This window comes from Pseudoclavibacter helvolus (assembly GCF_049707175.1).
Lineage (GTDB): Bacteria > Actinomycetota > Actinomycetes > Actinomycetales > Microbacteriaceae > Pseudoclavibacter > Pseudoclavibacter helvolus_A.
On record NZ_JBNAFM010000018.1, the window covers coordinates 38,195 to 49,687 of the forward strand.

Sequence of the window (11,493 nt, forward strand, 5' to 3'; positions counted from 1 at the left end):
GCGTTCGGCGCCGAAGCTGCGACCTCCGCCCGGCTCAACTTCACGATCCCTGCCACGTTGCATAAGGAGGGGCATGTCTCGTAGGACACGCGCCCAAGCTGGCGGTCGCGCCGGCGTTCACACCGCGCCACGCCACCGCAAGCCGGTCGACAACACCGGCGTCATCCCTCAGCTCGCGAAGGCCGCACGGGAGGTCGAAGCCTCCGCACAGCGCGGCAAGGTTTCTCCGTCGAACCGCACGAAGTTCCAGGTCATCGCCCTCCTCATGCGCGAGGAGCGCGCGAAGGCCAAGGAGACGACGGAGCTCGGCGAGCATGACAAGGCAGAGGCGCTCAAGCGCCTCGACGGCCTCGCTTCGATCCTCGCGAAGACCGCCGCTCGCGACACCTCGCTCATCAGCCTCCTCGAGCCGGGTGCTCCGGTCAGCGAGGCGGCGAAGGCCCTGCGGAAGCAGATGCTTTTCGCCGGCGGCATCGAGATGGTCGTCGACGAGCAGCCAGAGCCGGAGGCGCAGGCCGAGAAGCTGCCGCCAGAGATTGCGCAGCGTCAGGTTGTGCCCGGATCCGTGAAGGCACGCACGCGGTCGAACCCGTTCTTGGCGCCCGTGCTCACGAACCTGAACATCCCGACGCCGCACTACTCGCGCCTGTCGAACTGGGAACTTCTCGGCCCGTTGCTCCGCGCCTTCGAGACCGGTGCCGGCGGAAACGCGGCCTCGATGGAGCTGCCCCCCGCGCCCCGTTGGGATCGCATCTCGCCACCTGGTCGCGAGCTCATGGACCATCAGGCTCGGCTCCTCGCCAGTGTTGCCGAAGGTCACCGTGCGTACTTGCTCGCCGACGAGCCCGGACTCGGCAAGACCGCTCAGGCCCTCCTGGCCGCGTCTGTCGCCGACGCCTACCCGCTGCTCTGCGTCGTCCCCAACGTCGTGAAGACCAACTGGGCTCGCGAGGTCCAGCGTTGGACGCCGAATCGTCGCGTCACCGTCATCTCCGGCGACGGGCAGGACATCGACGCGTTCGCCGACGTGTTCATCGTCAACTATGAGATCCTCGACCGCCACCTTGGCTGGCTCACCTCGCTCGGCTTCAAGGGCATGGTTCTCGACGAGGCCCACTTCATCAAGAACCTGCAGTCGCAGCGATCCCGACTCGTGATGCAGCTCGCACACAGCATCCGCGCACGAGTCCCCGGTGCCGACCCGCTGCTCATGGCGCTCACTGGCACGCCGCTCATCAACGACGTCGACGACTTCAAGGCCATCTGGCAGTTCCTTGGCTGGCTCGAAGGCGACAGGCCATCGCAGCAGCTGCTCGACCGTCTCGATGAGACGGGCCTCGTTCCGAGCGACCCCGGCTTCCTAGCGGCGGCGCGACAGACGGTCATCGATCTCGGCATCGTCAGGCGACGCAAGATCGATGTGGCCGCAGATCTGCCTGCAAAGCGCGTCGTTGACCTGCCGGTCGAGCTGGACTCAGACGAGGGGCGCAGCATCCGTGCCGCCGAGGCTGCGCTCGTCGCGCGCCTCCTCGAGCGCTACCGGCGCATGGCGTCGGCCGCAGGACTCGAGCCGGGCGTTGTCGACCTCGAGCGGGTCAGGATGATCGCTCGCCAGGAGGTGGAGGAGTCGAAGGCCTCCTCGACCGGTGCAAGCATCTTCACCATGCTGCGAACCATCGGAGCCGCGAAAGCTCGCCTGGCTGCGGAGTACGCCGGTCAGATCGCACGTTCGGCGGGCAAGGTCGTGTTCTTCGCGAAGCACATCGAGGTCATGGACGCGGCGGAGCGGACCTTCGCCGACAACGAGATCTCGTCGGTCTCCATCCGTGGCGATCAGAGTGCGGCAGCGCGTCAGGCCGCTATCGACGCGTTCCAGAACGACCCGAGTGTGCAAGTCGTCGTCTGCTCACTGCTTGCCGCCGGTGTCGGCCTCAACCTGCAGGCCGCGTCGGACGTTGTGCTCGCCGAGCTGAGCTGGACCGCCGCGGAACAGACGCAGGCCATCGACCGCGTGCACCGCATCGGCCAGGAGGAGCCCGTCACGGCGTGGCGCATCGTCGCCGCTCAGACGATCGACGCACGCATCGCCGAGCTCATCGACGCGAAGCAGGGCCTGGCCCTGCGCGCCCTCGAGGGCGTCGACACGGGCGAGCAGTCGGCCGACAGCATCCAGGTGGATGCGCTCGCGAGTCTCCTCGAAGCGGCGATCCGAGGTGCGCGCCGGCAGTAGGCTGAGGTCAGCGCGGGATCTCAGACGACGAAGTTGGAGGACCATCAGGTCATGTCAGAAACGCAGGAATTCCGTGTCGAACGCGACTCGCTCGGCGAGATGCGGATCCCCGCAGGTGCCTATTGGGGCGTGAACACGGCGCGTGCGCTCGAAAACTTCTCGATCAGCCGCCGGCCCATCAGCGTGTATCCGGATTTCATCGTCGCCTACGCGCAGGTCAAGCAGGCCGCCGCGAGGGCGAACCTCGAGATCGGTGTGCTCGACCAGGAACGCTCGTGGCTCATCGATCGCGCGTGCCAGGACATCATCGACGGCAAGCTCCACGATGAGTTTGTAGTCGGTGTGATTCAGGGCGGTGCGGGCACCAGCACCAACATGAACGTCAACGAGGTCGTCGCGAACCGCGCCCTTGAGCTCGCCGGCAGGTCGTTTGGTGACTACGAGTTCCTGTCGCCGAACGACCACGTGAACCGTTCGCAGTCGACGAACGACACGTACCCGAGCGCCGTCAAGGTGGCGCTTGTACACGCGACCGAGCGCCTCATCGATGAGTTCACGCTGCTGCAGAACTCCTTCCGAGTGAAGGGGAGCGAGTTCAAGCACATCCTGAAGATCGGCCGCACGCAGCTCCAGGACGCCGTGCCGATGACGCTCGGCCAGGAGTTCAGCGGCTTCTCGACCACGATCGCTGAGGACATCCAGCGCCTGCGCGATGTGCTCCCGCTACTGCTCGAGCTGAACCTGGGCGCCACGGCTATCGGCACCGGCATCACCGCAGAGGCGAGCTACGCGTCAGCTGTGATGCGGCATCTGCGCAAGATCACGGGCTACGGCGAGCTGCAGACGGCCCACGACCTGATCGAGGCGACCAGCGACACTGGCGTGTTCATGTCGCTCTCGAGCGTCATCAAGCGTACGGCCATGAAGCTCTCGAAGATCTGCAACGACCTTCGGCTGCTGTCCTCCGGACCGCAGGCTGGCCTCGGCGAGATCAACCTGCCCGCGCGTCAGGCGGGCTCGTCGATCATGCCAGGCAAGGTCAACCCGGTCATCCCGGAGGCCGTCAACCAGGTGGCCTTCGTCATCGCCGGTGCTGACGTGACCGTCTCCATGGCCTCGGAGGCTGGACAGCTCCAGCTCAACGCCTTCGAGCCCGTCATGCTGCACACGCTCATGCAGAACTCCGCCTGGCTCCGTCGAGCAGCACGCACGCTGCGCGTGAACTGCATCGATGGCATCACAGCCAACGAGGAGCTGCTCGCATCGCGGGTCTCGAGTTCCGTGGGCGTCGTGACGGCGCTCACCCCCTACGTGGGTTACTCCGAAGCCTCGAAGCTCGCGAAGGAAGCGCTGACGACCAACGCCACCATCGCGGATCTCGTGGTCGAGCGTGGGCTCCTCAGCAGGGAGGAAGTCACCAGCATCCTCTCGCCTGAGCGGCTTTCGGGCATCCAGGCCGTCACGAGCGCCATCCCGATCATCTCCCAGGCGCAGGCCCTCGCGCTTGAGGACAGCCTCGATCGGGCGGATCTCAGGGACCTCTCCTAGCGGCGCGGATTGTCTCGAGGCGGCCGCTCGAGATGACTTCGGCTCCGCCGGTGCGTGCACCGGCGGGGCCGAAGTCATCAGCAGGGTTGGTCGCTATCGGGCAACCTTCTCGTCGCCATGGTCACCGTCGGCTGGGCGGCCGTCGGCATGGGTCGAGTCCGTCGAGTGCTGGTCGTCGGACGTTGCCGCCGCGTGCCGGGGCGACGTTGTCTCACCCGGAGCGACCATGGCGTCGGCATCGTCGTCTTCAAAAGTTTCGAGCACGTCCTCGCGCGCCTGGCCAGCGCGGACCAGTGTCTGCACCTGAGACTCCAGGCTCTTCTCGACCTCTTCCTCGACGCGCCTTTTGACGTCGTCGAAGCCCTCGTCGACCCGCTTGCGCATGTCCTCGAGTTGCTCGTCCATGCGCCGACGCATGTCCTCGAGCTGGGTGTCACTGCGCCTGCGGAGGTCCTCAGCGGAGACCGTCATGCGCTCCGCGAAGGCCTTTGACTTTCCGCCGAGGTCCTTCGCTACCTCCTCGGCGTGGACTCGACTCGTGCTGATACCAGCGATGAAGCCGACAGTGGCACCGAGAAGAAATCCGAGACGCATCATGGCTCCTAATCTACCGTGCGTCCGGAAGAGTCGACTGGCCGTTCGCCGCACGGGTCCCCGCTTGACTATGCTGACCGCAGCGCCCGCGAGGCGCAGAGCCCCGCGTACGCCGCGACCTCGTGGCTCACGATCCGGACAGCTACCCCAACGCACGGAGGAACATCGATGAGCAGTGCCACGTCCGTCGCGCCGAAGGGGCGTCGAAGGCTGACGCGAGGCAGGCTCACTTGGCTTCTGCTGCTCGGCTTCGCCGTGCTGCTCTCCGTCGGTGTCGTGGCCTGGCTCTTCAGCGAGCTCCGCTTCGCGGCACTCACCATGGCGATCCCCGCGCTGGTCCCGCTCGGACTCGTTCTGGCCGCCGTCTGGTGGCTCGACCGCTGGGAGCCCGAGCCGCGCATCCTGCTCGCCTTCGGCCTGTTCTGGGGTGCCGGTGCTTCCGTCGTCGGCACGCTGGTCACCGGCGGCATGATGCTCGATGTTGCAAGGTCCTATCTTGCGACCGAGGGCGACGTCAGCAAGTTCTCGGTGCTGATCCAAGCCCCGATCTCCGAGGAGGCGATCAAGGCCGTCGGCCTGTTCCTCATTCTCGTCTTCGCGAGACGCCACTTCGACAGCCCGCTGGATGGGTTCAGCTACGCCGCGGTCATCGGGGCGGGCTTCGCGTTCACCGAAAACATCATCTACTTCTCCCAGGCGGCTGAGTCCGCGGCCGGGTTCGCCTCGACCTTCATCGTGCGTGGCATCTTGTCGCCGTTCGCCCACGCGCTGTTCACCGGCATCACAGGGATGGCCATCGGGTGGGGCGCGCGCCGTGGCGGCTGGCTGCGCCCGATTGCCATGGGCATCGGCGGGCTCTTCATCGCCATCCTCGCCCACGCCTTCTGGAACGGCGGTAGCCTGCTCATCCTGCCGCTCCTCGGCGTCGACCCGAGCAACCAGTTCGGCTGGCTGATCTTCTACCTCGTCGTCCAGCTGCCGATCTTCCTCCTGCTCGCCTGGCTTCTCGTGAAGCTCCATGACCGCGACCGTCTGATCATCGTCGACCGCCTCGGCGAGTACGCGGACGCGGGCTGGTTCACGAGCTCCGAAGTCGCCATGATCGGGGACTGGAGCGCACGCGAGCAGGCCTTCGCGTGGGCCAAGTCGGTGAGTCCGGAGGCGGACCGGGCCATGCGCGGCTTCGTGCAGGATGCGTCGCGTCTCGCATTCGCCAGAGAGCACGCTCGCGTGAACAAGCGCGACCCCAGTCGCCGCGTCGTCGAGAAGCGCATGCTCGATCGGGTCAAGGAACATCGCTCGCAGCTGGCCGCCTTCGGCGTGGCAGGCAACAGGAGGGCCGCATCGTGAGCGTTCCCCAGCAGCGCCAGGGACAGTGGGCGGCGACTGGCGCGCACCGGCCCGTCGACCCGCAGTTCGTAATTCCGCAGGCGCCCACGAAGGGCGAACTCGCGATGCGGATCACGACGATCGTGGTGATGAGCCTCGCGGCCGTCATCATCGCGGTGGTCCTGTTCCTCGCCTACCTCGGCAGCAGTGATGTTATGCTCCTCGGCAGCGTGCTCGCGGCTCTCGTCCCGTTGTTCGTCGTGTGGATGGTCGTGTGGCTCATCGACCGCTGGGAACCGGAGCCTCGAATCCTGCTCATCGGCGCCGTGTTCTGGGGTGGTGGGATCGCGGTCGGCGGGGCCCTCCTAACCGGTCTCCTCCGTGAGCTGCTCCTCCCCGGCGCGCTCCCCGCGTGGTGGGGGCCTTCGGTCGAAGCGCCTATCGGCGAGGAGATCTGGAAGGGGCTCGGGCTCATCGTCATCTACGCGGTCGCGCGTCGCCACTTCAACGGGCCCACCGACGGTCTCGTCTACGGCGCTTTGCTCGGTGCCGGATTCGCCTTCACGGAGAACATCCTGTACTTCTCGGCCATGTGGCAGGAAGCCGGAGTCGGCGGCTTCGTGGCGCAGTACTTCATCCGCGGCATCGCGCTGCCGCTGCTGCACCCAATGTGCGTCTCGCTCACCGGAATCGGGATGGGGATCGGCGCCCGCCGCGGGGGATGGGGGGCGGCACTCGGCGGCTTCGCCGTCGGCCTCATCCCAGCCATGGGCCTGCACGCGCTCTGGAACGTCGGCTCCGGTCTCGCGCAGGAGGCGGCCGGCAGCCTTGGCCTCATCGCGTTCTTCGCACTCATCATGGTGCCGATCTTCATCGCGTGGGTCGTGACGATCTTCGTGCTCCGGAAGCAGGACGCGCGCATCATCGTCGACCGCCTGTCTGAATACGCAGCGGTGGGCTGGTACTCGCAAGCCGAGATCACGATGCTCTCGACGATGCGGGGCCGATCAAGCGCGCGGGCCTGGGCGCGAAGGTCAGGCAAGCGAGCCGACAGGGCGATGCGCGATTTCATCACGGAGTCGACGCGGCTCGCGAGCGTCCGGCATCAGGTTGTGCTCGACCCCAATCGCACGAGCAAGCTGCTCGACGAGCGGCTGCTGCTGCGGCGGCTGGGCGAGCTTCGAGCCGAGCTCATCCGTGCCCAGGGTCAGCCGCACGGCGCGTCATCCGGGACTCGTCCAGGCTCCGGCGCTTGGATGTAGAGCATGACAAACACTGATCGCACAAAGCCAGAAGTCGACTTCCCAGGCGGGGAGGCGCCAGCAGAGCTGGTCACCGAGGACATCATTGTGGGCGATGGGGCGGTGGCTGAAGCCTCTTCCACGGTCGACGTGCACTACCTCGGCGTCGAGTTCGAGTCGGGTGAGGAGTTCGATTCCTCCTGGAACCGCGGCGAGTCCGTCAACTTCCCGCTCAAGGCCCTCGTCCGTGGGTGGCAGGAGGGGATTCCCGGGATGCAGGTTGGCGGTCGGCGCAAGCTGGTTCTGCCCCCGCACCTCGCGTACGGCGCGGCCGGCGGAGGACACCCCCTCTCGGGCAAGACGCTGGTCTTCATCATCGACCTGCTCGGCGTGAGCTGACTCTCGGAACCTGCTATGCTCTTTCGGTTGCCGTGAAACGGCCGCGGATCAAGAGAGCTCGCACGCTGTGTGTTGAGCGCCGCGCAACGAAGAGAAGGGGGTCTGTCAATGGCACTAAGCGCTGAGGGCAAGAAGGCCATCATCGAAGAGTACGCAACGCACCCGGGTGACACTGGCTCCCCTGAAGTTCAGGTTGCCATCCTCACCACGCGAATCAAGGAGCTCACCGAGCACCTCAAGGAGCACAAGCACGACCACCACTCGCGTCGTGGCCTGCTCCTCCTCGTGGGCCAGCGTCGTCGTCTGCTCGGCTACCTCGCCGACGTCGACATCGCGCGTTACCGTTCGCTCATCGAGCGACTCGGCCTTCGCCGCTAAGCACTTTCTGCAAAAGAGCCCCTGCCTCCGGCAGGGGCTCTTTTCCGTCTCCAGGTAGGCACGAACTGCTCGATGGCGACACACTCGGGCTGGCCAGCCGACACTATGCTGTTGCCATGGCAGCCCCTCGAACTCCAGCGAAGCAGCAGACTGACGCCAAGGGCCAGGCGAAGAACGCGAGCGAGGGCGACGCCGCCCTCGTCGCCGCGGGCAAGCCTGCGGCGAGCGCCAGTACTCGAACGCGCAAGAGCGCCGCCAACTCGGAGGGTTCCTACCGCCTCAATCGAGCTGGCATCCCCGACATGACTCCGGAAGTGGACGAGCTCGCCGAGTTGCGAGATGAGGATCCGCTCGGTGAGGCGTGGCGTCACGGGTACCCGTACGACAGCAAACTCCCGCGCAAGGAGTACGAAAAGCAGAAGCGTGCACTGCAGATTGAGCTTCTGAAGCTCCAGACCTGGGTCAAGGAGACGGGACAGAAGGTCGTCATCATCTTCGAGGGCCGGGATGCGGCGGGCAAGGGTGGTGCGATCAAGCGGTTCATGGAGCACCTGAACCCTCGCGGCGCCCGAACCGTCGCGCTGGAGAAGCCCACTGAGAAGGAACGAACCCAGTGGTACTTCCAACGCTACGTCGAGCACCTACCCTCTGGGGGTGAGATCGTGCTCCTTGACCGTTCCTGGTACAACCGCGCTGGTGTGGAGCGCGTCATGGGGTACTGCACGCCGACGGAATACCTCGAGTTCACGCGCTCGGCGCCCGAGTTCGAGCGCATGCTCGTCAATTCGGGCACGACCATCATCAAGTTCTGGTTCTCCGTCGGACGAGCTGAGCAGCTGGCGCGCTTCGCTGCCCGCCGCGACGATCCAGTGCGCCAGTGGAAGCTGAGCCCCACCGACCTCGCCTCGCTCGACAAATGGGACGAGTACAGCGAGGCGAAGGAAGCCATGTTCTTCTATACCGACACCGCCGAGTCGCCGTGGACCGTGGTCAAGTCGAACGACAAGAAGCGGGCGAGACTCGAAGCCATGCGCTTCGTGCTCTCCCAGTTCGACTACCCGTCGAAGGACGAGAGCGTGGCACACGCTGCAGACAAGAAGATCGTCGGCTCCCCGAGCAAGCTCTACGACGAGGGGGAGAGGCCGACCGGTGAGTTCCCGCTCGTGAAGGAACTCCCCGGGGTGTCCCGCAAGAAGTAGCTAGGGCCGTTCGGCAATCGCCGCATCGGTTCCAGCCGCTCGTCGCCCTGCGCTGGTAGAGTCAGTCACGCAATCACTCAAGATACGCGGGGCGGCGAGTAGCTGGTCCTCGGTGGTGGGTTCCTGTCGTGGCTTCGCGTCGAAGCGCGAACAAGACAGAGGTCTTCTACTGACGATCAGCCCGGGATGACCCGGTCGCGCTCTCCCTTCGCGTGCACACGCTTAAGGAGGAGACCTCTTGGAAGGTCCCGAAATCAAGTTCTCTGAAGTTGTCCTCGACAACGGCAAGCACGGTCAGCGCAAGATCCGCTTCGAGGCAGGCCGCCTCGCACAGCAGGCACAGGGCTCGGCCGTCGCCTACCTCGACGACGAGACCATGCTGCTCTCGGCAACGAGCATCTCGAAGAACCCGAAGGAAAACTTCGACTTCTTCCCGCTGACGATCGACGTCGAAGAGCGCAGCTACGCCGCGGGCAAGATCCCCGGATCGTTCTTCCGTCGCGAGGGACGTCCCTCGACCGAGGCGATCCTCGTCTGCCGCCTCATCGACCGTCCGCTGCGCCCCTCCTTCGTTAAGGGTCTCCGCAACGAGGTCCAGGTCGTCGTCACGGTGCTCTCCATCGCGCCCGGCGAGTTCTACGATGCGCTCGCCATCAACGCCGCTTCGCTCTCGTCGCAGCTCAGCGGTGTGCCGTTCTCCGGTCCGATCGCAGGTGTGCGCCTCGCGCTCATCGACGGTCAGTGGGTGGCATTCCCCAAGTTCGAGCAGCTCGCTGAGGCGGTCTTCGATCTCACTGTCGCGGGACGCATCGTCACGAAGGCGGACGGCTCCGAGGACATCGCCATCATGATGGTCGAGGCCGAAGCCACCGAGCACGCGTGGGGTCTCATCCAGGCTGGCGCACAGAAGCCCGATGAGGCGGTCGTCGCCCAGGGCCTTGAGGCCGCCAAGCCGTTCCTCACGCAGCTCGTGAAGGCGCAGCAGGAGCTCGCAGACCAGGCCGCGAAGCCGGTCGTCGAGTACCCGGTCTTCCTGCCCTACACGCAGGAAGCCCTCGACGCCGTCACGGCGCTCGCACACGACGGACTTGTCGACGTGTACCAGATCGCCGGAAAGATCGAGCGCCAGGACGCCGACGACGCGCTCAAGGCCCGTGTCAAGGAGCAGATCGCCGCGAAGATCGAGAGCGGTGAGCTCGACGCCTCCGTCGCCGGTCAGGTCTCGGCGGCCTATAAGGACGTCACGAAGGACGTCGTTCGCGGCCGCATCCTCCGCGAGGGCAAGCGCATGGACGGTCGCGGCGTCGCCGACATCCGTCAGCTCGACGCCGAGGTCGATGTTGTGCCTCGCGTGCACGGCTCGGCGATCTTCCAGCGCGGCGAGACGCAGATCCTCGGCGTCACCACGCTGAACATGCTCAAGCTCGAGCAGCAGATTGACTCGCTCTCGCCGATCACGTCGAAGCGCTACCTGCACCACTACAACTTCCCGCCGTACTCGACCGGTGAGACCGGACGTGTCGGGTCGCCAAAGCGTCGTGAGATCGGCCACGGCTTCCTCGCTGAGCGCGCCATCGTGCCGGTGCTGCCCAGCCGCGAGGAGTTCCCCTACGCCATCCGTCAGGTGTCCGAAGCCCTGGGTTCGAACGGCTCGACGTCGATGGGCTCCGTCTGCGCATCGACGCTCTCGCTGCTCAACGCCGGTGTGCCACTGCGCGCTCCGGTCGCCGGTATCGCCATGGGGCTCGTCTCCGACGAGGTCGACGGTGAAACGCGCTATGCCGCGCTCACCGACATCCTCGGTGCAGAAGATGCGCTCGGCGACATGGACTTCAAGGTCGCTGGCACCTCGGAGTTCGTGACGGCCATCCAGCTCGACACGAAGCTCGACGGCATCCCCACCTCGGTCCTCGACGGGGCGCTGACGCAGGCTCGCGATGCGCGCATCCAGATCCTCGACAAGGCGATCAACGCCGTCATCGACACCCCGGATGAGCTCGCTGCCACGGCTCCGCGCATCATCTCGGTCCGTGTGCCGATCGACAAGATCGGCGAGGTGATTGGGCCGAAGGGCAAGGTCATCAACCAGATCCAGGACGACACCGGTGCTGACATCTCGATCGAGGACGACGGCACCGTCTACATCGGCGCGGTTGACGGCCCCTCGGCGGAGGCAGCGCGTGCAGCGGTCAACGCGATCGCCAACCCCACTAACCCTGAGGTCGGCGAGCAGTACCTGGGAACGGTCGTGAAGATCGCGTCCTTCGGTGCCTTCGTTTCGCTGCTCCCGGGCAAGGACGGCCTGCTGCACATCTCCGAAGTGCGCAAGCTTGCCGGTGGCAAGCGCGTCGAGAACGTCGAAGACGTGCTCGGCGTCGGACAGAAGATCCTCGTTGAGATCACGAAGGTGGACGACCGCGGAAAGCTGTCGCTCGCACCCGTGATCGAAGAGACGGCGGCAGAAGAGGGCGTCGCGCTCGAGGCAAGCGCCGAGTAATTCCGCTTCCTCACCCACGAGATGGCCCCGCGCGAGATGCGCGGGGCCATTTCGGCGTACCCGGGGTCTACGTCTCGT

The 11,493-nt window shown here is 65.9% G+C and carries 9 protein-coding genes; 8 read left to right on the forward strand and 1 reads right to left on the reverse strand.

Features of this window, described 5'->3' with window-relative positions; translation table 11 throughout:
* The first annotated feature begins 73 nt into the window (after positions 1-73).
* Positions 74-2,230, forward strand: coding sequence for a DEAD/DEAH box helicase (locus ACPYN9_RS14090; protein ID WP_424467174.1), 2,157 nt, complete (start codon positions 74-76; stop codon positions 2,228-2,230).
* Positions 2,231-2,281: 51 nt separating this feature from the next.
* Positions 2,282-3,778: an aspartate ammonia-lyase gene (locus ACPYN9_RS14095; RefSeq protein WP_424467175.1), complete on the forward strand. Its 1,497-nt coding sequence runs from the start codon at positions 2,282-2,284 to the stop codon at positions 3,776-3,778.
* Positions 3,779-3,871: 93 nt separating this feature from the next.
* On the opposite strand, the gene ACPYN9_RS14100 is transcribed toward ACPYN9_RS14095, so the two are convergent.
* A complete protein-coding gene (locus ACPYN9_RS14100; RefSeq protein WP_424467176.1) occupies positions 3,872-4,375 on the reverse strand; it encodes a hypothetical protein in 504 nt (167 codons plus the stop codon).
* Positions 4,376-4,540: 165 nt separating this feature from the next.
* Here ACPYN9_RS14100 and ACPYN9_RS14105 point away from each other — a divergent pair, with 165 nt between their 5' ends.
* From ACPYN9_RS14105 to ACPYN9_RS14130, 6 genes are all read left to right on the forward strand, one after another.
* On the forward strand, positions 4,541-5,722 hold the full coding sequence (locus ACPYN9_RS14105; protein ID WP_424467177.1) for a PrsW family intramembrane metalloprotease: 1,182 nt from the start codon (positions 4,541-4,543) through the stop codon (positions 5,720-5,722).
* On the forward strand, positions 5,719-6,963 hold the full coding sequence (locus tag ACPYN9_RS14110) for a PrsW family intramembrane metalloprotease (protein WP_424467178.1): 1,245 nt from the start codon (positions 5,719-5,721) through the stop codon (positions 6,961-6,963). Before ACPYN9_RS14105 ends, ACPYN9_RS14110 begins: the two co-directional genes overlap by 4 nt.
* Positions 6,964-6,966: 3 nt before the next feature.
* Positions 6,967-7,341, forward strand: coding sequence for an FKBP-type peptidyl-prolyl cis-trans isomerase (locus tag ACPYN9_RS14115; RefSeq protein WP_424467179.1), 375 nt, complete (start codon positions 6,967-6,969; stop codon positions 7,339-7,341).
* A gap of 108 nt (positions 7,342-7,449) precedes the next feature.
* Positions 7,450-7,719, forward strand: coding sequence for a 30S ribosomal protein S15 (gene rpsO / locus ACPYN9_RS14120; protein WP_068480294.1), 270 nt, complete (start codon positions 7,450-7,452; stop codon positions 7,717-7,719).
* A gap of 116 nt (positions 7,720-7,835) precedes the next feature.
* Positions 7,836-8,918, forward strand: a complete 1,083-nt coding sequence (ppk2, locus tag ACPYN9_RS14125) for a polyphosphate kinase 2 (protein WP_424467180.1) — start codon at positions 7,836-7,838, stop codon at positions 8,916-8,918.
* Between the two features lie 238 nt (positions 8,919-9,156).
* Complete coding sequence (locus ACPYN9_RS14130) at positions 9,157-11,415, forward strand: polyribonucleotide nucleotidyltransferase (protein WP_424467181.1); 2,259 nt, start codon at positions 9,157-9,159, stop codon at positions 11,413-11,415.
* The last annotated feature ends 78 nt before the right edge of the window (positions 11,416-11,493 follow it).